This is a genomic window from Flavobacterium caeni (genome assembly GCF_900101895.1).
Lineage (GTDB): Bacteria > Bacteroidota > Bacteroidia > Flavobacteriales > Flavobacteriaceae > Flavobacterium > Flavobacterium caeni.
In genome coordinates, this window is sequence record NZ_FMVF01000002.1 from 394317 (window position 1) to 418343 (window position 24027).

At 49.9% G+C, this 24027-nt stretch carries 21 protein-coding genes; 9 read left to right on the forward strand and 12 right to left on the reverse strand.

Features of this window, described 5'->3' with window-relative positions; genetic code table 11:
• Positions 1-115: 115 nt before the first annotated feature.
• The 7 genes from BLP55_RS01755 to BLP55_RS01785 all read left to right on the forward strand — a co-directional run bounded on the left by BLP55_RS01755 (position 116) and on the right by BLP55_RS01785 (position 10974).
• Positions 116-2443 carry a T9SS type A sorting domain-containing protein gene (locus BLP55_RS01755; RefSeq protein ID WP_091140586.1) on the forward strand — a complete coding sequence of 776 codons (2328 nt, stop codon included), beginning with the start codon at positions 116-118 and terminating at the stop codon, positions 2441-2443.
• 122 nt (positions 2444-2565) lie between these two features.
• Positions 2566-4449, forward strand: coding sequence for a T9SS type A sorting domain-containing protein (locus BLP55_RS01760; protein WP_091140587.1), 1884 nt, complete (start codon positions 2566-2568; stop codon positions 4447-4449).
• A 113-nt stretch (positions 4450-4562) separates the two neighbouring features.
• A complete protein-coding gene (locus BLP55_RS01765) occupies positions 4563-6950 on the forward strand; it encodes a T9SS type A sorting domain-containing protein (RefSeq protein ID WP_091140588.1) in 2388 nt (795 codons plus the stop codon).
• A gap of 73 nt (positions 6951-7023) precedes the next feature.
• The gene (locus tag BLP55_RS01770) at positions 7024-8022 is read left to right on the forward strand and encodes a glycosyltransferase family 2 protein (protein ID WP_091140589.1); all 999 of its coding nucleotides are present in this window, start codon (positions 7024-7026) and stop codon (positions 8020-8022) included.
• Positions 8019-8609: a dephospho-CoA kinase gene (gene coaE / locus BLP55_RS01775; protein ID WP_091140590.1), complete on the forward strand. Its 591-nt coding sequence runs from the start codon at positions 8019-8021 to the stop codon at positions 8607-8609. Before BLP55_RS01770 ends, coaE begins: the two co-directional genes overlap by 4 nt.
• Before the next feature lie 64 nt (positions 8610-8673).
• Positions 8674-10251, forward strand: coding sequence for a sensor histidine kinase (locus BLP55_RS01780; protein ID WP_091140591.1), 1578 nt, complete (start codon positions 8674-8676; stop codon positions 10249-10251).
• A 9-nt stretch (positions 10252-10260) separates the two neighbouring features.
• Positions 10261-10974 (forward strand): response regulator transcription factor, encoded by a 714-nt coding sequence (locus tag BLP55_RS01785; RefSeq protein WP_091140592.1) that lies wholly within the window; start codon positions 10261-10263, stop codon positions 10972-10974.
• Between the two features lie 865 nt (positions 10975-11839).
• Here the strand turns inward: BLP55_RS01785 and BLP55_RS01795 are convergent.
• The 10 genes from BLP55_RS01795 to BLP55_RS01840 all read right to left on the reverse strand — a co-directional run bounded on the left by BLP55_RS01795 (position 11840) and on the right by BLP55_RS01840 (position 21037).
• On the reverse strand, positions 11840-12580 hold the full coding sequence (locus BLP55_RS01795; RefSeq protein WP_091140594.1) for an acyl-[acyl-carrier-protein] thioesterase: 741 nt from the start codon (positions 12578-12580) through the stop codon (positions 11840-11842).
• A complete protein-coding gene (locus BLP55_RS01800; RefSeq protein ID WP_091140595.1) occupies positions 12580-13248 on the reverse strand; it encodes an autotransporter outer membrane beta-barrel domain-containing protein in 669 nt (222 codons plus the stop codon). The genes BLP55_RS01795 and BLP55_RS01800 overlap by 1 nt, the downstream gene beginning before the upstream one ends.
• Positions 13248-13916 carry a peptidase associated/transthyretin-like domain-containing protein gene (locus tag BLP55_RS01805; RefSeq protein ID WP_139149560.1) on the reverse strand — a complete coding sequence of 223 codons (669 nt, stop codon included), beginning with the start codon at positions 13914-13916 and terminating at the stop codon, positions 13248-13250. The genes BLP55_RS01800 and BLP55_RS01805 overlap by 1 nt, the downstream gene beginning before the upstream one ends.
• 26 nt (positions 13917-13942) lie before the next feature.
• Positions 13943-14863, reverse strand: a complete 921-nt coding sequence (gene miaA / locus BLP55_RS01810; RefSeq protein ID WP_091140597.1) for a tRNA (adenosine(37)-N6)-dimethylallyltransferase MiaA — start codon at positions 14861-14863, stop codon at positions 13943-13945.
• Positions 14853-15689 carry an ion transporter gene (locus BLP55_RS01815; protein WP_244503393.1) on the reverse strand — a complete coding sequence of 279 codons (837 nt, stop codon included), beginning with the start codon at positions 15687-15689 and terminating at the stop codon, positions 14853-14855. Before BLP55_RS01815 ends, miaA begins: the two co-directional genes overlap by 11 nt.
• Before the next feature lie 42 nt (positions 15690-15731).
• Positions 15732-17093, reverse strand: coding sequence for an exonuclease domain-containing protein (locus BLP55_RS01820; protein ID WP_091140598.1), 1362 nt, complete (start codon positions 17091-17093; stop codon positions 15732-15734).
• 63 nt (positions 17094-17156) lie between these two features.
• Positions 17157-17816, reverse strand: coding sequence for a YggS family pyridoxal phosphate-dependent enzyme (locus BLP55_RS01825; RefSeq protein WP_244503394.1), 660 nt, complete (start codon positions 17814-17816; stop codon positions 17157-17159).
• Positions 17806-19023 (reverse strand): DUF1015 domain-containing protein, encoded by a 1218-nt coding sequence (locus tag BLP55_RS01830; RefSeq protein WP_091140600.1) that lies wholly within the window; start codon positions 19021-19023, stop codon positions 17806-17808. The genes BLP55_RS01825 and BLP55_RS01830 overlap by 11 nt, the downstream gene beginning before the upstream one ends.
• 78 nt (positions 19024-19101) lie before the next feature.
• Complete coding sequence (locus BLP55_RS01835; protein WP_091140601.1) at positions 19102-19989, reverse strand: 3-hydroxybutyryl-CoA dehydrogenase; 888 nt, start codon at positions 19987-19989, stop codon at positions 19102-19104.
• An 82-nt stretch (positions 19990-20071) separates the two neighbouring features.
• Positions 20072-21037: a Gfo/Idh/MocA family protein gene (locus BLP55_RS01840; RefSeq protein ID WP_091140602.1), complete on the reverse strand. Its 966-nt coding sequence runs from the start codon at positions 21035-21037 to the stop codon at positions 20072-20074.
• Positions 21038-21199: 162 nt separating this feature from the next.
• Here BLP55_RS01840 and BLP55_RS01845 point away from each other — a divergent pair, with 162 nt between their 5' ends.
• Both BLP55_RS01845 and BLP55_RS01850 read left to right on the forward strand, forming a co-directional pair.
• Positions 21200-21841, forward strand: a complete 642-nt coding sequence (locus BLP55_RS01845) for a protein-L-isoaspartate(D-aspartate) O-methyltransferase (protein WP_091140603.1) — start codon at positions 21200-21202, stop codon at positions 21839-21841.
• The gene (locus BLP55_RS01850; protein ID WP_091140604.1) at positions 21841-23115 is read left to right on the forward strand and encodes a T9SS type A sorting domain-containing protein; all 1275 of its coding nucleotides are present in this window, start codon (positions 21841-21843) and stop codon (positions 23113-23115) included. Before BLP55_RS01845 ends, BLP55_RS01850 begins: the two co-directional genes overlap by 1 nt.
• On the opposite strand, the gene BLP55_RS01855 is transcribed toward BLP55_RS01850, so the two are convergent.
• Positions 23112-23477, reverse strand: a complete 366-nt coding sequence (locus tag BLP55_RS01855) for a helix-turn-helix domain-containing protein (RefSeq protein WP_091140605.1) — start codon at positions 23475-23477, stop codon at positions 23112-23114. The genes BLP55_RS01850 and BLP55_RS01855 overlap by 4 nt on opposite strands.
• Entirely contained in the window at positions 23474-23932 is a 459-nt protein-coding gene (gene smpB, locus BLP55_RS01860; RefSeq protein WP_091140606.1) for an SsrA-binding protein SmpB, read from the reverse strand. The genes BLP55_RS01855 and smpB overlap by 4 nt, the downstream gene beginning before the upstream one ends.
• Positions 23933-24027: the final 95 nt, after the last annotated feature.

The following is a 24027-nucleotide window of genomic DNA, read 5'->3' on the forward strand; positions in this document are numbered from 1 at the left end:
GTTGCCGTTCGTCGATTATTGTATTCTTAACATTTTTTTGGCAGTTAAAAAATTGTTATAGGGTTGTTGAATCGCTAACTTAGCGAGCATTATAAACCTAACAACCTTTAATCGCATGAAAAAACTTTACATGGCGGCATTTTTCCTGGCCCTTTGGGGACAGAGTGATGCCCAAACCTTGAATCAATCTGCCGGATGGCCCAACCCGGCATGGACAATTACAGGGGAGTACAACGCCGATCCAGTGGCTTTTGAAGCCGACCCACGTGTCACCGCCAATTTCGCTTACGACGACGACGACGCAGGAAACACGGCACACGAAGACAACATCGCGGCCGAGTCTCCGGTTGTCGATTTGACGGCTGCGTTCAACGCCAACGAAATGAGCATCAGCATCACGGTAAACTATGGCTATTACTATCTGTCTGACGACGTTTTGCAATTCCAGTATTGGGATGCCGACGGTTCGGCATGGGTGGCATGGCCAGGGGCAAACATACCAGGAAACAACACCTTGGTTACCAATTTCTTTTGCACCATTCCAAAAACATTGCTTACCAGCAGCGCGTTGAACATTTCGAACTTTACGCCTACGCAGTTGGCGGGTTTCAAATACCGTATCTCTTATGACGACAATCCTGTAGGTACCGATTGGAACTATGGTTTCTGCTTTGATTCACCTACGATTACGTCTTCTTCTTGTCCGTTGCCGACTGGCTTGGTGGCCGATAACGAGATGCCGAACAGTGCCGACATTTCTTGGGATGCCGTTTCAGGTATCGCTGGTTTCGAGTATGTCTTGAACGAAGAAGCGGCAGATCCGGCCGGTGCTGGAACGCCTTTGAACGAAAGCGAATTGACGTATCCTGCTTCGGGTCTTACCGAAGGAACCACTTATTATTTCCACTTGAGAAGCAACTGCGGGTCTAGTTTCAGCGACTGGGTAACCGTGTCTTTCACGACGCTTCCTCCGGCTCCTGCCAACGACAACTGTGGTACGGCGATCGCCATTGCGAGCCTTCCGCATACCGTGACACAAGACGCTACATCGGCTACTCCCGATGGTGTAGTCGATATTTGTTCAGGCATGAACGACGGTGTTTGGTATACTTTTGTGGGCGATGGTGCTCAGGTAGAAGTCAACCTCGAGAACGTAGTGGGTTGGGATCCTGAATTGGGTGTTTACACCGGCGCTTGTGGTGCTTTTGCTTGTGTAGATCAAGTTGACGATGGTGGTACAGGCGGTGGCGAGAGCTTGACTTTCGTGACCACGCAGGGAACTACTTACTACATCAACATCGGTCATTACGGTGGTTTCGCAGGTGGAACCGAGGCCGAAGGTCCTTTCACGTTGAATTTGATTCCATCGACGCCACCGACACCGCTTGAAAACGAAACTTGCGCAACGGCTACAGCAATCCCTTCATTGCCATACACGACTACTTTAGATGCTACCCCGGCGCTTGCCGATGGCGTGATCGACATTTGCTCAGGTATGAACGACGGTGTTTGGTATACCTTCGTAGGTACTGGAGCAGACGTATTGGTTGAATTGGTAGACGTACAGGGCTGGGATCCGGAATTGGGTGTCTACACCGGTTCTTGTGGCGCTTTTGCCTGTGTGGAACAAGTAGACAACGGCGGAACCAGTGGCGGTGAGTCGCTTGTGGTTTTGGCTACTGTTGTGGGTACTACTTACTACATCAACGTAGGTCATTATGGTGGATTTGACGGCGGAAACGAATCAGAAGGTCCTTTCACATTGAACGTCGAGGAAGCTGTTCCACCTACTCCAATCGACAACGATTCTTGTGCAACGGCTACGGCTATTGCTTCTTTCCCTTACGTCAACCAACTCGACGCAACGGGAGCCACCAACAACGACGGATCGATCGACGTAGGTTGTGACGCCGGTGCAATGAACGACGGTGCATGGTATACTTTTGCCGGTACTGGTAATGAAATCACGGTTATCGTGGGCGCACCGAACGGCTGGGATCCAGAGGTAGCGGTTTATTCAGGTCAATGTGGAACCTTTACTTGTGTGGCCAGTGCCGATAACGGCGGAACCAACGGCGACGAAATGGTGACGTTTACTTCTGAAACCAATGTTACTTATTTCATCAACGTAGGGCATTATTCAGATGTCGACAATCCAGAAGGTTCGTTCGTACTCGACGTTTCTGAGACTTTGGCTACACAATCATTCAGCGGTGCTAATTTTGTAGCGTTCCCTAACCCAGTGAAGGATTTGTTGAACGTTTCTTACGACAACACCATTGACAACGTGGCAGTATACAACTTGTTGGGACAAAATGTCTTGAACCAAACCATCGGCGCCAAGTCTGCCCAGGTTGATTTGTCTGCGTTGACTGCCGGAAGCTACATCGTTAAATTCACTTCTAACGACGAAGTACAATCGGTTAAAATCCTTAAGCAGTAAGGGATTTAGTCCATAGCATATTGAAAGCCATCCATTTGGGTGGCTTTTTTTTTGCTGCATGCGTATTGTTTTAACTTTTTTTTAATAACTTTAGGACTAATAACCTAAATGTACTAACAGATATGAAAAAAACTACCTTTGACTGGAAGGCGCTGTTGCTCGTGGCAATGACCGCTTTTCCTGCGCTGCAAAATCAGGCGCAATGTTTAACCGCCACGCAAGGGCTTTATCCTGGCGCAACCTATACGCCCGAGACCTGCGATGGCGTGACGGTCAATACCATTACCACGTTGGGCTATGCCAGCGAATATTCGAACGTCAACGTGACGCTGGGCCAAACGTATGTGTTTTCGAGCTCGATTGCATCCGATTATGTGACCATCAGTGCCGACGACGGCGTGACGGCTGCCGCATTTGGCGCGGGGCCATTGACTTGGGTTTCGACGATCGATGGTGTTGTGCGCTTTTACATCCACACCGATGATCAGTGCGGCGAAAGCACGGCGTTTCGTTTGCGCAATGTGGTTTGCGGAACGGTTTCGGCCGATGCGCCAGATTACGCAAATCTTCAATGGCCGGCAACACTCACGGTCGATGCTTTGACCGCAGGGACAGTGTATGGTCAAGTTTACGAGGGCGGCCTCACCGACGTTGAACCGGGCTTGAGCGGTCAGGCAGCGGGCATCCAGGCATGGGTTGGCATCAACAACGAAAACACCGATCCGTCGACATGGACGTTTTGGGAAGAGGCGGTACACAATGCCGCGCATGTGAGCAACAACGATGAATACATGGCCGAAATTGGCGACGATTTGATTCCGGGAACCTACTACTATGTGTACCGCTATAGACTCAACGACGGCGGCTACGTATACGGCGGAATCGAACCAGGCGGTACCTTTGGCGGTATTTGGGATGGCACCAACTTTATCAGCGGTATTTTGACGGTGAATGGGCCTGCAAATGACGATTTGGCCGGAGCCGAAGCTGTTTCTTGCGACGGATTTTATTCGGGCAACACCCAAGTGGCCAGTATTGATGAAGACGACGCGCCCGACGGTGGCAGCGTCGACCTCGATGCGCCGAACGTATGGTACAGTTTTACCGGGACGGGGACAGCGCAAACGGTAACTTTGAGTCTTTGCGATTCAACCTACGACACTTCTGTAATCGTTTATACGGGAACAAGCGGTGCCTTGACCTACGTCGCCGGGAATGATGATGGATGCGGTACCACCACACAGTCTTACCTGAATTTTACATCCGACGGAACGACTACTTACTACATCACCGTAGAAGGTTACAATGCCGGCAGTACCGGCGAATTTACAATGGAGGTCACTTGTGCAGATGTTACGCCGCCAGCCGTAGAGAACCAAACTTGCGCCACAGCGCTTGAAGTGGCCGTTGACGGAAGCGACACGGCATCGGACAATTCATTCGGCGACGCAGCTGCAACGCAACCAACTTGCGATTTGTTCGGAACCATCCAGGATGTTTGGTTTTCGTTCGAAGCCACTTCGGCAACCGCCGACGTATTGGTGACGCCGGGCACGATGACATCTGTTAACTTTAACATTTATTCGGGTGCTTGCGGTTCGCTTACCGCCGTTGCGGGAACTTGTAATGTGAACCTTACAACCGCCTTTACCGAGTCGTTGACAGGACTTACCGCACAAGAAACTTACTATGTGCAAGTATGGAGCAACGCGGCAGAGCAGGGAACTTTCACGCTGCGCGTAACCGATCCGAACCTTGCGGTCGATCAGTTCGACGCTTCGCAATTCAACTACCAACCAAACCCGGTACGCGATGTACTGAATCTGTCTTACAAGTCGGCCATCTCGACCGTATCGGTGTTCAATTTGTTGGGTCAGCAAGTGCTGGAAAAACAAGTGAATGCTACCGAATCGCAAATCGATATGGCGCAACTCCCAGGAGGAACCTATCTGGTCAAGGTCAATGCCGACAACGGTACCAAGACCATCAAGGTGATCAAACAATAATTAACCCTTTCAAATAGTAAGAAGCCATCTGAAAAGATGGCTTTTTTGGTTAGGGTTTTTTGGGCTTCGCTTTTTTTAGTATTTTAGAGAGCATTTTAACCAACCAAATTGTTATGAAGAAAACTACCTTATTGACCTTATTGTTGTTTTGTTTTGGCGCGGTACAAGCGCAGGTGTCGGGCTATGTCCTGACGCAATCCGAAGAAACCTACACCCCGTTGGCCGGCGGAATCGACACCGGCGCCACCGGAGACGATGGTTCACAAAACTTTTTGAACATCGGCTTCGATTTTAATTTCGGCGGCACGGTGTACACTAATTTTTCTGTGAACGTCAATGGTTGGATCAGGCTCGGCAACTCGATTGCAACCCAATCGTGGACCAACTTGCTCGGCAACGGTGCGCCCCAAGCCCCTTTGATTGCAGCCTACTGGGACGATCACAACCGAAACCAAGGCATTATCTCTTATGCGATTACAGGCGATACCCCCAACCGTGTGCTCGAAGTAGATTGGAACAACATCTCTATTTCGACCGGAGGTGGGACCAATTCGGCCACAACGGGTTCTTTCAAGTTGCTGCTGCACGAAACCACCAACGTCATCGAATTCGTTTACGGCAGTATGATACCGGGCGGTCAACTCTCGGCTTCGGTAGGCCTTAACGATATGGGTTCGTTTTTGAGCGTGACCCCGGGGTTGCCTTCGTTCTCGTCGGTCCCTGCGAACAATGCGATCAACAACATCGCGGCGCTTAGCGGCTACAAACTGACGTTCACCCCGCCTGTGCCTTGTGCCGGGGCTCCAAATCCTGGGGCGACATTGTCTACGACCACGACCGTTTGTGAGAACATTCCGTTTATGCTGTCGCTCGAAAACCAGTTGGTTGATCTTGGAATCAGCTACCAATGGCAGTCTTCGCTGGATGGTGTAAACTACACCGACGTCCCAACCCAAAACTCGTTCTCTTTCTCTACGGTCCAATCCGCTACGACTTTCTACCAGTGTATCGTCAGCTGCGGGGCCGAATCGACAACAAGCACACCCATACAAGTGGTGCAAAGCAACGTGCTACAATGCTATTGCATCCCTACCTACAACAACGGCGTGACCGACGGCGATTTGATTTCGAATGTCGAGATCGAAGGTACCACGCTTTCGAATTTCACGGGTGCGGTTCCGTCGGGGCCATCTTATACCTATTACACAGGACAACCTAACTATACTGCCAGTTTGCAAGCGGGTGTCCCCTACAACATTTCAGTAACGGTGGGTACCTTCGGACAGCAGGAAGTGGCGGTTTGGATCGATTACAACGACGATGCGGTATTCACAGAAGAAGAAAAGATCGGCTATACCGAAGCCCAAATCGGCGGCGGCGGAACCGGTGTGTTTCCGATCCTGATCGGTTGCGATATCCCGCCGGGCTTGCACCGTATGCGTGTGCGCGATGTTTGGAACAACAATGCGGCGGCCATGGATCCGTGTGCGAATTACGCTTATGGCGAGACAGAAGATTATGACGTCACCGTATTGCCTGCAACGGGATGCCAAAGGCCAGAAGGATTGTCGGCCGACGACGTCAGTTCAAGCTCGGCGGTACTTTCGTGGGATTTTGGTTGCGGACACATCACTTGGGATGTGCATTTGACGGGCCACGGCGGCGAATTTCCAACCGGCGATCCTTCGCATCCAAACGTAGAAAGTGGTTTTGTCCTTTCGGATCTTGATGCCGACACAGGCTATGAGTTCTACGTACGTGCGCATTGCGACGGCGATCAGGTGAGCGACTGGGCCGGTCCGTTCGATTTCACGACGCTGCCACAAGGCGTGGCCAACGACGACTGCGAAACGGCTACGGTACTCACACCGGGCGGTAGTTTTGCAGAACATGCTGTGGTAGGGACCAATTTGGCTGCGACAACTACCGTGGGCCAGCCGGCGCCTACTTGCGGAACCTTTGGTTTTGGTGGCGACGTATGGTTCACCACCGTTGTTCCCGAGGACGGAAGCATCACGATAGAGGTGCAAAGCAATCCGGGATCGGCGGTCCAGGATACGGCCATGACCGTATTCTCGGGCAATTGTGGCGAATTGACCTTTTTGGGTTGTAGCGACGACGAAGGTGAAGGTGCTTTTTCGATGTTGAGTTTTACGGGCCTGCAACCGGGATTGGTGCTCTACGCGCGTGTTTGGGAATATGCCAACGACACCGTGGGTACGTTCCAGATTTCGGCATGGAGCGCATCGTTGAAGTCTGAGAGTTTTGACGACGTTACATTCCGACACTATCCGAATCCGGTAACAGATTTACTGAACTTGTCCTATGACAAAACCATCACCGACGTAGCGGTATACAACTTGGTCGGGCAACAGGTAATGGCCAAGAAGATTGGCGCGACGCAAACCCAGCTCGATTTGTCGGGTCTGGCACGCGGGTCATATCTGGTGAAAGTGAACGCCGATGGCCAATCGAAAACAATCAAAGTCATCAAGGAGTAACAAACGAATCTTTTTTTCAAAGGCCACCCACGCGGTGGCTTTTTGTTTTTGGACTATCTTTGTTAAAAAAGTTATGTATTTTTCGCTGATCATTCCGGTGTACAACCGACCGTTCGAAATAGGGGAGCTGCTCGACAGCCTTTCGGCCTCGACCTACGCCAAAACATTCGAAGTGGTGGTCGTAGAGGATGGTTCGACCGAGAAAAGCGAAGCCGTCGTAGACTTGTTCCGTGAAAAACTCCAGATTTCCTATTTTTTCAAACCCAATTCAGGCCCAGGCGACTCGCGCAATTTTGGCATGCGACAAGCCAAAGGCGATTACTTTTTGATTTTTGATTCAGATTGCATCATTCCGCCGCAATACCTTGACGAGGTCGAGAAGGCGCTCGCGGTAAATCCGGTCGATTGTTTCGGCGGACCCGACGCGGCGCTCGGATCGTTTACCGACATCCAAAAGGCGATCAATTTTGCAATGACTTCTTTCCTGACCACAGGTGGTATTCGCGGCGGCTCGGAACGGTTGGGCAAATTCCAGCCGCGCAGCTTTAACATGGGCATGTCGCGGGCGGCATTCGATTCTTCGGGCGGCTTCGGGCACATCCATCCGGGCGAAGATCCCGACTTGTCGATCCGTTTGTGGGATTTGGGATTCAAGACGGCGTTGTTCCCCAAGGCATATGTGTTCCACAAGCGCCGCATCAACTGGTCTAAGTTTTACACCCAGGTCAACAAGTTTGGGAAGGCCAGGCCGATCCTCGATTCGTGGCACCCCAAACACACCAAGCCGACATTTTATATGCCGACGGGCGTTTTGCTCGTTGCGTTAGCCGCCGCAATCCTTGCCGCCTTCGGTTACCCGTTGTTGTTGTTCAATGTATTGGGGTATTTCGTGGCGGTACTGATGCTGGCTTCGGCACAATACAGGAGTTTTAAGATCGGTTGGTTTGCGGTGGCGGCTGTCGCGATTCAGTTTTACGGTTACGGTACCGGTTTTTTAAAATCGTTTGTCAAGGTGCGGTTGCTCAAACAAAACCCTGAAAAGGCATTTCCGGAACTATTCTTCAAAAAATGACAAAAATACTCGGGCTCACAGGTGGCATCGGCAGTGGCAAGACCACGATTTCGAAATTTTTCGAGTCGATGGGAATTCCCGTATATGTGGCCGACGACCAAGGCCGACGATTGACCGAGTCCAAGCCCATGTTGTCTAAAATCCGCGAAACGTTCGGCGATGCAGTGTTCGACGGCGAAAAACTCGACCGCAAAAAACTGTCGCAAATGGTCTTTGCCGATCCCGGAAAACTCCAGCAACTGAATGGCATCGTACATCCCGCCGTGCGCAAACATTTTGCGAAATGGTTGACGACACACCAAGACAAGCCATGGGTCATCCGCGAAAGCGCCATCCTTTTCGAAAGCGGTAGTTACCAGGATTGCGATAAAATTGTCACCGTCGCCGCGCCCGTGGAAAAACGTATCGAACGCGTGATGCGGCGCGATGGCGTTACGCGGGAACAGGTTTTGCAGCGCATCGGCAACCAGATGACCGATGCCGAGCGCGCGGCCAAAAGCGACTTCGTTATCGAGAATACCGATCTTCAATCGGCTGAAAAACAAGCGCAAAAAATCTTAAAAAATCTACAAATCGACAAAAAATAGTTTAAATGTTAATCTTTGGTTAATGTATTTAACGCCCAAATGTTAAAATCCTAACTTTGTAAGGATGAATAAATTGTTTTTTCGATTGCTTGTTTTACTGATGAGTTTGTCCTTGATAGGCATCATTCTGGTACAGGTTTATTGGTTCAACACGTCTTTCAAAAACAACGAAGAGCAGTTCCGTTTCCATGTCAAGCAGGTCATCGGCAATGTGGCCGACAAGCTGCAAAAGGAGGAAGCGTACAGCTTTATCGACAAATACAAAAAACTCAAGGACAGCATCGGGAAGGAACCCCAGAAAAGCGATTTCCTTGAGTTTGGCTATTACCAGCGGAATTCGCGTACGAACGAAACGATCATCTATTCAAACAGTATCATTTCGGAAGACTACAACATTTCTGCTTCGTTCTTTGATAAAAAAGTCGACAGCCTAAAGCTCAAGAATTTTTCGTCCAAACGCGTCACCGAGGTCTACAACAATGGGATCGACAATGCCATCCAGCAAAAAATCGTACCCGATGTAAAGATCCAAAAGACCGGCGGGATGGACATTCTAGACAACGCACAGTTCGAGATATTTTTCAAGGACATCGCCTCGGCCAAACCGCTGCAGGAACGGGTCTCGAAGGAAAAACTCGAACAATTGTTGTTTACCGAGCTCAACCAATACGGGGTCAAGACGCCGTTCGAATACGGCGTTTACAGCAACGGACTGGCCACCAAAATACAGTCGGACAAGTTCAGGTATGCCAAGAACGACACCTATACGATTCCGATTTTTACCGATAACGAAGGCAACAACAAGTACCAGCTCATGGTAAGTTTCCCGCACAAGGAAAAGTTTTTGTTCTCGGACTTGGTAGGGATAACCATACTGTCGGTTGTTTTTACCCTGATCATCATCATCGCCTATTCGAGCGCATTGAACCAACTCATCCGTCAGCGTCACATTTCTGAGATCAAGACCGATTTCATCAACAACATGACCCATGAGTTCAAGACGCCGATAGCGACGATCAACCTGGCGCTCGACGCGATCAAGAACCCAAAGATCATCGAAGATAAGGAGAAAGTGACCCGTTATCTGCAAATGATCCGCGACGAAAACAAGCGCATGCACGCGCAGGTCGAGAACGTACTCCGGATTTCGAAACTCGAGAAAAAAGAGCTCGACATCACAAAAGAGTCGAACAACATCCAGGACATCATCGAAGATGCGATCGACCACGTGAACCTGATCATCGAAGACCGCGAGGGTACGATCACCACGCATTTCAACGCGACGCGTACGACGGTTTTGCTCAACGATGTGCATTTTACGAACGTGATCGTCAATATTTTGGACAATGCGATCAAGTATTCGCCCGAGGCGCCGGTCATCGACATCTATACCGAAAACGTCAAGGATTTCGTGATCGTCAAGGTCAAGGACCAGGGCGCGGGGATGAGCAAGGTGGCGCAAAAAAGGATTTTTGAGAAATTCTACCGCGAGCACACCGGCGACTTGCACAACGTCAAGGGCCACGGATTGGGGCTTGCGTATGTAAAGCGCATCATCGACGACCACAACGGTCAGATATTTGTAGAAAGCGAAAAAGGAAAAGGCAGTACGTTCATCATAAAAATACCACTCATTAATTAAAAAAGCGATATGGAAACAGAAAATAAAAAAATCCTTTTGGTAGAAGACGACCAAAATTTTGGAGCCATACTGAAAGATTACCTCACACTCAACGATTTCGACGTGACGCTCGCCAAGAACGGCATGGAAGGCTTCGAGAAATTCAAGAAAGACACCTACGATTTGTGCATCCTCGACGTCATGATGCCCTACAAGGACGGCTACACGCTGGCCAAGGAAATCCGCGAGAAGAACAAAGACGTGCCCATCATTTTCCTCACGGCCAAGTCCATGAAGGAAGACGTGCTCAAAGGTTACAAGGTGGGCGCCGACGACTATTTGAACAAGCCGTTCGATTCAGAGGTGCTTTTGATGAAAATCAAAGCCATCATCCAGCGCAAGCAGGCCGATGTCAAGAACGACCACGTCAAGTTCGAGTTCCAGATCGGGAATTTCCACCTCAATTCGAAGTTGCGTTTCCTGACCTACAAGAACGAAGAACCAATCAAACTCTCGCCTAAAGAAAACGAGCTCCTCAAAATGCTCGCCGTGTACGAAAATGACTTGATGCCGCGCGAATTGGCGCTCACCAAGATTTGGAGAGACGACAACTATTTTACCTCGCGAAGCATGGACGTATACATCGCCAAGTTGCGCAAATACCTCAAAGCCGACGAGGACGTAGAAATCCTCAACATCCACGGCGAAGGGTTCAGGCTTGTAGTCAAGAACAAAGCAGAATAATGAGAAGCCTCGGGAAACCGGGGCTTTTTTTTACCACAAAGCACTATTTTTTTACCACAAAGAGTCGCAGAGTTTTTCGCAAAGTTTACAAAGCCTTCTAAAATTTACAAAGCCTTCTGTAGTCTTTGAATCCTTTGCGCAACCTTTGTGAACTTTGTGGTTGATTTGGCGTTCGACTGCTTCCGCAAAGAGTCTAGAGGTTTTACCGCAAAGAGACGCAAAGTACGGCGATTTCTGCTTGTCTTTGATTCCTTTGTGTAACCTTCGCGGTCTTTGTGGTTGTTTTGGCGTTCGGCGGCTTAAAGGTTTTACCGCAAAGGAACACAGAGTTTTCCGCAAAGAGTCTAGAGGTTTTATCGCTAAGAGTCTAAAGGTTTTTGCCACAAAGAGACGCAGCGGTTTCCGCAAAGTTCGTAGCGCCTTGTCGTCTTTGAATCCTTTGCGTAATCTTTGTGAACTTTGTGGTTGATTTGGCGTTCGGCTGCTTCCGCAAAGAGTCTAGAGGTTTTACCACAAAGAGTCGCAGAGTTTTTCGCAAAGAGACGCAAAGTATAGCGATTTCTGTTTGTCTTTGAATCCTTTGCGTAACCTTTGTGAACTTTGTGGTTGATTTGGCGTTCGACTGCTTCCGCAAAGAGTCTAGAGGTTTTACCGCAAAGAGACGCAGAGTTTTCCGCAAAGTTCGTAGCGCCTTGTCGTCTTTGAATCCTTTGCGTAATTTTGTGAACTTTGTGGTTGATTTGGCGTTCGGCGGCTCGCAAAAAGCTGATCGCATTTTACTCGCCGCCACCGCGCTGTCCGCTCTATCTTTTGCTTCCTTTCGTCAGCAAAAGGATGCCGCTTCCATCGCTAACGCAAACGTTCGTTACCTCCAAGACATTTCGAGTGCAAAACAAACCTTCCCTTCCTTCGCAATTGAAAAGAACTCCGGTCTGTCCGCAGGCACCACATTCACCGACACGTCATCGCCCCAATTGAGCTCGCGCATAAAGTTCATGTCCAGGCTTTTGAGTTCCTTGTTCATGATGGGTTTCAAATCCATCGTATCGAGACACCATTCCAAATACTTTACGTTATTCGCATGGTTTACGATGTCCAAATCCGACAACGCCACCTTGCGTTCGGCGGCAATTTGCGTGTCGCGCAAAAAGTTGATCCGCGCGCTCGGTTTTTCGGTCGCATGCCATTCGGGAAATTTTTCAAAATGGCCGTGGTCGAGCGCAAGCGGTTCGGCCTTGCGCAGCTTGGTGTTCAACACCGCCCAGTAGGTCGTCGCGCCCACCATTTTTTCGCCGTTGCAATACATTTCCATGTTCCGCACCGAATTGGCGCCGTGTAAATTCTCGATCCACGTTTTGATCGTCACTTTGTCCTGCCACTTCGGTAGCCGGTCGATCTCGACGCGAATACGGCTCAACACCCAGGCCTGGTCAAACGTTTGCATGTCGTTAAAGCTGAGCCCGCCCGTAATCGAATGTTCGGCCGCGGTGAGTTGCAGCAAATTGCACAAATTCACGTAGTTCAAATAGCCGTTGGGGGCGCACATCGTAAAATTGATGTCCCACTCGTGCGAATAAACGGAGGAGAAATTTTCAGCAATCGGCATTATTGGAAGGATTTGTTTTTATCTCGTTTCGAAAGGCCAATCTTAAAGCCCAGATTAAGTTGCATGCCAGATGAGTTTCCAAAATAATCCCGGTATTCCCTGGCCGTATCAATGTCGTAACTGCCGTAAATGTAATTCACGCCCGTAAAAACCGAAACGACTTTTGCAAGCCTGTAGTCAAAGTACACACCAACGCGCACTTCCGCCCCTTGCTGGCTACTCACGCCCACATTGTCGAAATCGGCATAAAAATTCGAGCTGCCGTTTTCATCCGATCGTTTGAAATTCAAGTTGGCCCAACCGACGCCAACATAAGGCTGTATCAAAAATTTTTCGGTAATGGGTATGTCATAGGAAATGGCGCCGTAGACAGCGGTGTATTTCGTCCGCGAGACATCTGCGGCCATCTCGATGTCGTGGGTTTTGTAAAACAGGTGATCGATGCCACCCGCCAATCGAAATCCATACACGTCAAAAAGACTCAAATTCATTCCAAACGAAACCTGCGGGTCATTTGCATCGGCCAAATAATGGTCGCCAAATTGAAGGGAATAAATGCCGTGTACGCGCACCATAGGTCCCATGGCAAAAATCGGCTCCTTCGCGGTTTCCTGTGCGCCCATACAATGAATGCCGAACAGCGCCAAAAGTAAAATTGTCTTTTTCATCAATAATAAATGGTGTGGTTTGCCGTACTGTCGCCTATTGCAATTGGAATGGCGTATGGGGTTTGTTGCGGATTATCCGGCGCGCTGTAATCGGTAATGGTATAGTGAAGCGTGACGGTTTGGTTGCGCAGCACAAAAAAGCTAAAGTCATAAGGAACATAATCTGTTTCAAAAGGATTGACAAACACCGTTTGGTCGGCGCGCATGCCTTCGAGCTCAATTCCAGAAACAAACGTATTGGCTTGTTCCTGCACGGTCATCACGTTTAACCTTACCACCGATTCATTGCGGTAAAGCACGATGGTTTGCAAATCGAAACGGTAGTCACTGAAATCCTTGTTTTGGACCAACGCAAATTCCTTGTATTGGTAACCTATACCACTTTTGTTGATGCGCACGCTCATCGTGTTTTCGATGCCTTTTGGCGCTGGAACAATCATGCGAAAAGTGCCGTTGGCGTCGGTGATCGTGCTCGAAATGACATCGCTCGGATGCAATCCGTAACCGGGTCTTGCGTAAACGGCCACATCCACATCACGATTGGCTATGGGCCTATTTTCCTCATCGACGATGCGGCCTTCAAAAACCAGTCGGGTTTCGCCATCATAGTTGATGTCGCTGCATCCCCATGCTGCGAACAGTAAAAAAAGAACGGTAATTTTTTTCATTGGCGTTTGTATTTGGCGTAAGTAGTTCAAGATTGCATTTCCCTCACTTTTTCTTCCACAAATTCTGCAATTCGTGCTGGATTTTCGCGGTAGTCGAACCAACGCGCGTTTTCCGTTCGCTTGAACCACGTCAACTGTCGTTTGGCGAACCGGCGCGTGTTCTTTTTGATTTCGGACACGGCAAAATCGAGCGTAACATTTCCGTCGAAATAGTCAAAAAGCTCACGGTAGCCCACCGTTTGCAATGCGTTCAGCTCGCGGTGTGGGTACAGTGCGCGCGCTTCTTCGAGCAAGCCGGCCCGCATCATCAAATCGACACGTCGGTTGATGCGGTCGTAAATGGTTGGGCGTTCGGCGTCCAATCCGATGATGATGGGTGTGAAGTTGCGCGTGTTCTTTTTTTGTTTCAAGAAAGTCGAGTAGGGCAAGCCCGTCGAAACGCAAACCTCGAGCGCGCGCATCATGCGTTGCGGGTTGTCGGTATCCACTATGGCAAAATAATCGGGATCGCGTTTTTGCAATTCGGTTTGCAGGAAAGCGATGCCTTCCGATTGGTATTTTTGCGTCAATCCCGCGCGCGCCGATTCATCGACTTCGGGAAAATCGTCGAATCCCTTGAGCACGGCATCCACATACAATCCCGATCCGCCCACGAGCACCGCAAAATCGTTCGTGGCAAACAATTCGTCGAGCTTGGTGATGGCTTCTTTTTCGAAATCGCCCACTGTATAGCTGTCAAAAATTGATTTGTGGTGGATGAAATGGTGCGTGGCGGCGGCCAGTTCGTCGGGTTCAGGAACGGCGGTGCCTATCGTCATTTCCTTGTAAAATTGTCTGGAATCACAGGAAAGGATGTCGCAACCAAAATGTCGCGCAAGCTGGATCGACAAAGCCGTTTTGCCGATGGCTGTTGGCCCGATGACCGTCAAAAGATACTTACGCCTCATCTTCGTTGAGTTTGGCGCCGCAATGGTAGCAAAAATCGGCATCGTCGCGGTGGCCGTATCGCGCGCAGTTGGGGCAGGAGGTGGTATTCCCCACCACCGTACCTTCGGGTTTGGACATGAATTGCGCGGTGACCAAACCGGTAGGCACGGCAATGATGCCATAACCCAGGATCATGATGATGATCGAAACGAATTGTCCGAAAGGCGTTTGCGGCGTGATGTCGCCAAAACCCACCGTAGTGAGCGTCACGATGGTCCAATACACGCTGACGGGAATACTCGTGAATCCGCTTTCGGGGCCTTCGACCAAATACATGATTGTTCCCAAAATGACACAGATGACAATCACGGCGAACAGGAAAACGGCAATCTTGTTACGGCTTTTGCGCAACGCCTCGACCAGGGCATTACCAGCGCCCACAAAATGCATGAGCTTGAGTACCCTGAAAATCCTGAGCAAACGCACCGCGCGCAGCGATACCAAAAAGTGCATGCCCGGAAACAGCAAATCGATATAGGCGGGCAGCATGGCCAACAAGTCGACGATGCCGTAAAAGCTAAAAATGTATTTGAGCGGACGCCCCACCGACAGCACACGGCCGATATATTCGAGCGTAAAGAAGATCGTGATGACCCATTCGATGAACTGCAATTCTGGCCCATAAAGCGCATGGATCGATTGTACGCTTTCGAGCATGACGGCCACCACACTGATGATGATCAACAGGAGCAGGACTACGTCGAACAGCTTGCCCGCTGGTGTATCGGCCTCATAGATGATCTGGTGTACGCGGCGGCGCAGTTGGTCTTTGTCGATGGATCGCAAAATCGGTCTTTTTTCAGGTCCTTTCCAAAAGTACGCAAACTCCTAGAATGAAACCACCTTGGTGGCCTTATTTTTGGCCAGATGGTCGGCGATGATCTTGTAGGTGTCGCGGTTGTGTTGCATTGGGACCAGGATGTTCTTGAGCACCTGCAGGTTGTGCACCTGGTAATTCAAATCAAAAAATGCGTAGCCTTTGTATTGGCCGTCCTCGATGACCACAGCGCTGCGTTCGTCTATTTTGCGTCCGCGGTCGATGATCACCAGGTTTTTGTGCTCGAACGCCAATTTATCGATGAATTCCTGTATGCGCAGGTTGTAGGTTTCGGGCAGTTCTTCGCCCACGCAAGCACCATCGCACTGTTTGAGCCGGTAAGGGAAACAAGCGCCGTCTACGTCTTGCAGGCCGTTCAGCTTGTGGCACATCCGGTATTGGTTGCTGATGCGGTGCAACGCGTTCTTGCCCTCTTGCAAAGACGAATACGTTGCAATGGTTTTGCGTTCGGCATCGGTACGTTCCACCGTAAGCCGCAAATAGCCGTTTGCGTCGGTTTGCGCAAAAAGCCCCCACGGGAAAATCGTCTTTTTTTGCGCGCGGTTGTAAACGGGTTTGTTGACCTTGATTTCCTCGCTTTCCTTGAGCAAGGCCACGAGTTCGCTGCCGGTTTCCTCATAGGTGACGGCAAAAACCTCGAGCTGGATTTTCTTGCATTTGCTCGTGGTGCCCGTAAAATGCTGGTTGACGCGCTTTTTGATGTTGCGGCTCTTGCCGATGTAAATGATCCTGCCGTCTTGGTTGTGGATGTAGTAAATTCCGGTCCGCGAAGGCAGGTGTTCGACAATATCGAGCAATTTGGGCGACAGTCCTTTGATGACCTCGGTATGGATCAGGCTTTTGACGATTTCCTTGCCCAGGTCTTTGTCTAGCAGCAGCTTGAACAGTTTGAGCGTAGCCATTGCATCGCCGCCCGCGCGGTGCCGATCTGCAATGGGAATACCGAGCCCGCGTACGAGTTTGCCGAGGCTGTACGACGGTTGCTCGGGAATGAGTTTTTGCGCCAGTTCAACCGTACACAGCGTTTGCGATTCAAAATCATATCCGAGTCGTTTGAACTCCGTGCGTAAAATGCGGTAGTCGAACGAAGCGTTGTGTGCCACAATCACGCAGTCCTTGGTGATCTCGATGATGCGTTTGGCCACCTCGAAAAACTTGGGCGCCGAGCGCAGCATGGCGTTGTTGATGCCCGTGAGTTTGACCACGAAAGGCTGTATCGGTATTTCGGGGTTGACCAGGCTGATGAATTGGTCTACGACTTCATGCCCGTCGAACCGGTAGATGGCAATCTCGGTGATGCCTTCTTCGTTGAATTGGCCCCCGGTGGTTTCTATGTCTAATACTGCGTACAAAATTTAAGTCGAAAGTCGAACGTCATAAAGTCGAAAGACCAGCGACGTCCTTGGTATAAATAATTATCTGTTGCCAAAGATACTGCTTCCTATCCGAACCATTGTGCTGCCGCAAGAAATGGCAAGTTGGTAGTCGCCCGACATGCCCATCGACAGTACTTGGAACTGCGGATGTTGGGCGGCGCAACGGTCAAAGATTGACTTTAGCGTATCGAATTCATTTTTGATGATCGATTGATTGTCAGTAAATGTAGCCATTCCCATTAAACCAACCACTTTAATATTTTTTAGGTTGCGATAGGTGTCAGAATCGAGCAGGTTTTGCAGTTCTGCTTCGTCGAGCCCGAACTTGGTTTCTTCCTGCGCAATGTGCATTTGCAGCAAACAGTCGATGACGCGCTCGTGCTTTGCGGCCTGCTTGTCTATTTCGGCCAGCAGTTTCAGGCTGTCGACACCGTGGATAAGGCTTACGAACGATGCCATGTACTTGACTTTGTTCGTTTGTACATGCCCAATCATGTGCCAGTGGATGTCCTTGGGCATTTGTTCGAACTTGTCGGCCATCTCCTGGATCTTGTTTTCGCCAAAAATGCGCTGCCCTGCGGCATAAGCCTCCATGAGTTGCGCCACGGGTTTGGTTTTGGATACCGCTACCAACGTCACGTGCGGCGGCAAATCTGCCTTGATGGTTTGTATGTTTTGGGCAATCATCTTAAATTTCATAAACGATAAGGCCGCTGCGGAACTTGGGTTCGATGTAGGTGCTTTTGGGCGGCATGATCAAATCGTTGTCGGCCAGTGCCTTGATTTCGTCGATGGCGGCGGGAAAAAGCATGAACCCCACTTCAAATTCGCCTTCGTCGACCACTTCCTTGATGGTTACGATCGATTGGTTGCCCGGAATGTAGTCGATGCGTTCGTCGTTGCGCAAATCGGTGATCCCCAAAATAGGATGGAGCACCTTTTCGTACAGGATTTGGGCGTCGAGGCTTTCCAGGACATCACCAAAGCTATTTTCGTCCTTGATCGACAGGCTGTAGAATTCGCCATCGAGGTACATGCCGAACTCGAATTTCTTGGTCGGTTTCCACAATTCCTGTTCCTTGTTCTTGATCCAAAACGTCGCGGCCAGCGCTTCGAGCAGGCTCTCCTTGGTATGGCCGTTCAAATCCCTGACGATGCGGTTGTATTCGTATATCTTGACGTTGCTTTCGGCAATCAAAAAACTCATGAAATGATCGAGGTGCGGGTTGCCCGACGCCTTGTCTTCCTGGTAAAGCAGTTCTGCCGATGCCGAGCGGTGGTGTCCGTCGGCGATGTACACGTCGCCAATGTTTTCAAATTGTTGTTGCAACCATTTTATTTGCGCAGCATCGTCGATTTTCCAAAGCGTGTGCTTTTCTTTGTTGGTAGTCGAAAATTCATAAATAGAAGTAGTTGACTTTGTTTGATTGATCCAATTGTTTAAATCGGATTGATCGGGATAAGTGATCAATACGGGTTCGGTATTGAATCCGGTTTGGTGCAAATAATCCTTGAACAGTTCCACACGGTACTGCAATGTGTCTTCGTGTTTTTTGATCGTATTGTTCTGGTAATCGGCAATGCTGGTTCCCGCCACGATTCCTGTATACACGCGGTTCTTCGATTGGATTTCATATACAAAAACCACCGGAATTGCTTCCTCGACCAAAATGCGTTCGGTCTTGAAATCGTGGTATTTTTGCGCGACCAATTTGAACCGCTTTTCGAGTCCTATTTTTTGCTGGTTCACATACGCCGGATTAAGCACATGCAAAAACGAAAACGGATTGAAATCCAGGTACGCCGCTAACTCCGCAGGGCTGTAGTCGTCATAGGTGCGACAGGTCACCAGGCTGACTTTGTCTGGTGTGGGGCGGACGGCGCGGAAAGGGACGATTTTGGCCAAAATATTATTTATTGTTTATTGCTTATTGCTATTTTTTATTCGGGAGAATAAATAATAATTAATGAAAATAGAAAATAATTAAGCGAACATTTTGGCGACTTTCTCGGCTTTTTTACTTTCGGAGTAATCGTAGAACCCTTCGCCCGATTTGACGCCCAATTTGCCCGCACGTACCATGTTCACAAGCAATGGGCAAGGTGCATATTTCGGGTTTTTGAATCCATCGTACATGACGTTCAGGATGGCCAGGCATACGTCGAGCCCAATAAAATCGGCCAGTTGCAAAGGTCCCATCGGATGCGCCATGCCGAGTTTCATCACCGTATCTATCTCGTACACGCCCGCCACGCCGTTGTACAGCGTTTCGATCGATTCGTTGATCATCGGCATCAGGATGCGGTTGGCCACAAAACCTGGATAATCGTTGACTTCTACCGGCACTTTGCCGAGTCGAACCGACAAGTCCATGATCAGACGCGTCACTTCGTCCGAAGTATTGTAACCGCGGATGATTTCGACCAATTTCATGATCGGCACCGGGTTCATGAAGTGCATGCCGATGACACGCTCGGGGTGTGCAACCACGGCACCGATTTGCGTAATTGAAATCGAAGAAGTGTTTGTCGCGAGAATGGTATTGTGTGAACATGCATCGTTCAACTGTTTGAAAATCGATAATTTAAGATCGACGTTCTCAGTCGCTGCTTCAACTACCAAATCGACGCCCACCACACCGTCCTTGAGGTCGGTATAGGTGATGATGTTGCCGATGGTTTTCAGTTTGTCGTCTTCAGAGATGGTTCCTTTGGACACCATACGGTCGAGGTTTCCGGCAATCGTCGCCATGCCACGGTCAAGGTTTTTTTCGGAAAGGTCGATCAATTTGACGGTAAATCCGGTTTGTGCAAAAGTGTGCGCGATGCCGTTGCCCATGGTTCCGGCGCCGATGACAGCGATAGTGTTCATTCGTTAATTCGGTTATTTGTTGATTTGTTGTATTTCGTTTTGGAATTTGGAATTTGGAATTTGGAATTCGGATTTTTTCCAATTATTTCTTGAAGCAATCAATGATTTGATACGCCACGCGCAACGCTTCGGTCCCGTGCTCCAATGTCACGATGGGCGTGGTGTTTTGGTTGATCGCATCGGCAAAAGTCTCGAGTTCGTCAAGGATCGCATTGTTGCTCTCGACCTCGGGGTTCGCGAAATAGATTTGCTTTTTGACCCCTTCGGCATTTTGCAGGATCATGTCGAAATCGCCCGGCGTTTCGGGCGCGTCCTTCATCTTGACGACCTCGCATTTCTTTTCGAGAAAATCGACCGAAATGTACGCGTCCTTCTGGAAAAAGCGCGATTTGCGCATGTTCTTGAGCGAGATGCGGCTGGCCGTCAGGTTGGCCACGCAGCCGTTCTCGAACTCGAGACGTGCGTTGGCGATGTCTGGCGTGTCCGAAATGACCGATACGCCACTGGCATTGATGTTTTTGACCTTGGATTTCACGACGCTCAGGATCGCATCGATGTCGTGGATCATCAAATCCAGCACCACGGGAACGTCGGTGCCACGCGGATTGAATTCGGCCAAACGGTGCGTCTCGATGAACATCGGGTTCTCGATCATGTTTTTGACGGCGATAAACGCGGGATTGAACCGCTCGACATGGCCCACTTGTCCTTTGACGTTGTGTTCTTTGGCCAAAGCGATGATCTCTTCGGCTTCTTCGACTGTATTCGAAATCGGTTTTTCGACAAAGATGTGCTTGCCCGATTTGATGGCCACGCGGGCGCATTTGTAATGCGAAAGCGTAGGGGTGACGATGTCGATCACGTCTACGGCATGGATCAGCGTAGCGATGGTGGGGAACCGTTTGTATCCGAATTCGGCAGCGATTTTCTCGGCATAATCGGCATTTTCGTCATAAAAACCAACCAGTTCGTATTTTTCAGATTGCTGCAACAGCCTCAGGTGGATTTTTCCCAAATGGCCGGCGCCCAGAACCCCAACTTTTAACATATTGATAAATTTTAAACAAAAATAGCAATAAAAGCATAGAAATTTCAAATCCCATCCCTAAGTTTCGGGGCAAATTCCAACGCGGGCCCTACAACTTTGGGAATATCCGATTTGCTTTTTGTCAATTAAGGCTTATTTTTACGCAGATTAATCCCCCGAATTTTGAAAGACACCGCCAAACACCAAGGACTTCGCAACCAACTCGCCGAACTGCTCGCCCAAAAAGGCATCACCGATCAAAACGTGCTTGCCGCCATCAGGAAAATACCGCGTCATTTGTTTTTGAATTCTTCGTTCGAAGACTACGCCTACCAGGACAAAGCCTTTCCAATCGGTGCAGGGCAAACCATTTCGCAGCCCTATACCGTGGCGTTCCAAAGCCAGTTGCTCGAAGTCAAGAAAGACCACAAGGTGCTCGAAATTGGGACGGGTTCGGGTTACCAAACCGCGGTGCTGTTCCATCTGGGGGCAAAAGTCTACAGTGTCGAGCGCCAAAATGAGTTGTTCAAGCAAACCTCGGCGTTGTTGCCCAAGCTCGGGATCCGCGCCAAGCACCTGTCGTTTGGCGACGGATACAAAGGTCTGCCCAACCACGCGCCGTTCGACAGCATCATCGTCACCGCAGGCGCGCCCATCATTCCGCAAGCCTTGATGGCGCAGCTCAAGGTAGGCGGCAGGCTCGTGATTCCGCTTGGCGAGACGCACCAAGTGATGACGCTTTTGGTCCGCAAAAACGAAACCCAGTTCGAAAAACACGAATTCGGCGAATTTCGTTTCGTACCTTTATTGGAGAACAAAAACTGATGAAACAGCTTTTACTTTGTATCCTATTCCCGGCGACCCTGTTATCGCAGGGCTATACCAGTTATTTTACCGGAAATCCAACCAACGTGACCACGCCAACAGAGTTCGGTATTTGCATGATGGGCGGTGCCACCGAACACGACAACGCAATGGCATGGCTGTTGCAAAAGGCGGGCGGTGGCGACGTCGTGGTTTTGCGCAGCTCGGGCAGCAACGGCTACAACAATTATTTGTATTCGGAGTTGGGCGTGGCCGTCAATTCGGTCGAAACACTGGTAATCACCTCGGTGGCGGGTGCGACCAATCCCTATGTGCTCGACAAAGTGGCCCATGCCGAGATGATTTGGTTTGCAGGGGGCGACCAGTACAATTACGTCTCCTATTTCAAGGACAACGCGCTCGAGGATTTGATCAACGCGCATGTCAACGTCAAGAACGCGCCCATTGGCGGGACCAGTGCTGGGATGGCGATTTTAGGACATCACTATTTTTCGGCGCAAAACGGTTCGGTGACATCGGCCGAGGCGCTGGCCGATCCGTACAATCCCTACATGACCTTGGGCTCGAACGATTTTGTCCAGCTGCCGCGGTTGCAAAACGTCATCACCGATTCACACTATGACGATCCCGACCGTCGGGCGCGCCATACCACTTTCATCGGTCGGCTCAAACACGACGGATTTGGCGACACCTATGGCATTGCGGCCAACGAATATGTGGCGGTTTGTATAGACGATAGCGGCCGCGCGCACGTTTATGGCGATTACCCGAACTACCAGGAATTTGCCTATTTCATCCAGCCCAATTGCACGATCGAATCGACGCCAGAAACCTGTGTCGCCGGAAGCGCGTTCACCTGGAACCAAAACGGGTCGGCGGTCAAGGCCTACAAAGTGCCCGGCACGATGGACGGCACGCACTATTTTGACCTGAACGATTGGCGGGCAGGCGCGGGATCGGGTGGGAGCTGGCAGGATTGGTCGGTGAACAACGGCGTCTTTACGGCAACGGCCGGTGCGGCGCCAGACTGTCTGTTATCGGCCGAAACGTTTGCGCAGGATCCAATCGCGGTATATCCGAATCCTTTTGGCGATTTCATCAGGATCGACGGGTACGCCAATGCGGTAAGGCTTTACGACGCGATGGGAAAACTCGTTTTGGAGCGCACCGATGTCAATGGCGTCCTCGACACCTCGGCTCTTGTCAAAGGATTGTACTTTCTGCGGTACGACGCACAAGGCAGCATCCATACCCAAAAAATGTTGAAAAACTAGGATCCGCGCAGGTTCTCGAATTTGTGTTTGAGCGCGTCCATTTCGTCGAGCAGTTTTTGCAACGATTCGGTATCGGGCTTGGCAGCCGAAGGCTCGAACTGTTCCATGGCCGATTGCAAGGCCTTTTTGCCGAGCGGATCATCGCCGATTACGCGCAGTATTTTTTCCTTAAGCCACAAAACCATCAAGGTGTCGCGGTCTATATCGAGTAGTTCGGCCAACTGACCGATTTGTTTTTGCGTGGGGTTTCTTTGCCCGTTTTCGAATTTGCTCACCAGCGCTTGGTCGATCTTTAGGACAGACGCCACTTCCCGCGTCTTGAGCCCCTTTTTTTCGCGGGCCTCCTTGAGCAGCGTTTTCATCGGTAGGCTTTCTTGATGCGGTCGAGGTCGCGCTTGGTGTCTTGTTCCTTGAGCGATTCGCGTTTGTCGTAGGTTTTCTTGCCCTTGCACAGCCCGATTTCGAGCTTAGCGATGCCTTTTTCGTTGGTGAACAAGCGCAGCGGAACAATCGTCAATCCTTTGGTGTCGACACTGCGCGCGAGGTTCTTGAGTTCGCGTTTGTTGAGCAGCAGCTTGCGCTCGGATCGCGCCTTGTGGTTGAACTGGTTGCCAAAGGCGTATTCTTCGATCGACGTGTTGATCGCAAACAATTCGCCGCCTTCGTTGAATTCGCAAAAACTGTCCACGATTTGCGCCTTGCCGAGCCGTATCGATTTGATTTCGGTACCGGTCAATACAATGCCCGCGGTATAGGTCTCGATGATTTCGTAATCGAAACGCGCACGTTTGTTGAGGATGTTGACGGTTTTTTGCATAGGGCCAAAGGTAAGTACATTTAAAGCAAAACCCAAAATGGCTGTTGATAAGTTCAAATTCAGAGGTGAAAAAGTGTTAAAAAAATGATTAAATT

Bases quoted from the DNA above. Each gene is read 5' to 3' on its own strand.
- BLP55_RS01755 (WP_091140586.1), top strand. From the start codon at position 116: ATGAAAAAACTTTACATGGCGGCATTTTTCCTGGCCCTTTGGGGACAG.
- BLP55_RS01760 (WP_091140587.1), top strand. From the start codon at position 2,566: ATGAAAAAAACTACCTTTGACTGGAAGGCGCTGTTGCTCGTGGCAATG.
- BLP55_RS01765 (WP_091140588.1), top strand. From the start codon at position 4,563: ATGAAGAAAACTACCTTATTGACCTTATTGTTGTTTTGTTTTGGCGCG.
- BLP55_RS01770 (WP_091140589.1), top strand. From the start codon at position 7,024: ATGTATTTTTCGCTGATCATTCCGGTGTACAACCGACCGTTCGAAATA.
- coaE (WP_091140590.1), top strand. From the start codon at position 8,019: ATGACAAAAATACTCGGGCTCACAGGTGGCATCGGCAGTGGCAAGACC.
- BLP55_RS01780 (WP_091140591.1), top strand. From the start codon at position 8,674: ATGAATAAATTGTTTTTTCGATTGCTTGTTTTACTGATGAGTTTGTCC.
- BLP55_RS01785 (WP_091140592.1), top strand. From the start codon at position 10,261: ATGGAAACAGAAAATAAAAAAATCCTTTTGGTAGAAGACGACCAAAAT.
- BLP55_RS01795 (WP_091140594.1), bottom strand. From the start codon at position 12,580: ATGCCGATTGCTGAAAATTTCTCCTCCGTTTATTCGCACGAGTGGGAC.
- BLP55_RS01800 (WP_091140595.1), bottom strand. From the start codon at position 13,248: ATGAAAAAGACAATTTTACTTTTGGCGCTGTTCGGCATTCATTGTATG.
- BLP55_RS01805 (WP_139149560.1), bottom strand. From the start codon at position 13,916: ATGAAAAAAATTACCGTTCTTTTTTTACTGTTCGCAGCATGGGGATGC.
- miaA (WP_091140597.1), bottom strand. From the start codon at position 14,863: ATGAGGCGTAAGTATCTTTTGACGGTCATCGGGCCAACAGCCATCGGC.
- BLP55_RS01825 (WP_244503394.1), bottom strand. From the start codon at position 17,816: ATGAAATTTAAGATGATTGCCCAAAACATACAAACCATCAAGGCAGAT.
- BLP55_RS01835 (WP_091140601.1), bottom strand. From the start codon at position 19,989: ATGAACACTATCGCTGTCATCGGCGCCGGAACCATGGGCAACGGCATC.
- BLP55_RS01840 (WP_091140602.1), bottom strand. From the start codon at position 21,037: ATGTTAAAAGTTGGGGTTCTGGGCGCCGGCCATTTGGGAAAAATCCAC.
- BLP55_RS01850 (WP_091140604.1), top strand. From the start codon at position 21,841: ATGAAACAGCTTTTACTTTGTATCCTATTCCCGGCGACCCTGTTATCG.
- BLP55_RS01855 (WP_091140605.1), bottom strand. From the start codon at position 23,477: ATGAAAACGCTGCTCAAGGAGGCCCGCGAAAAAAAGGGGCTCAAGACG.
- smpB (WP_091140606.1), bottom strand. From the start codon at position 23,932: ATGCAAAAAACCGTCAACATCCTCAACAAACGTGCGCGTTTCGATTAC.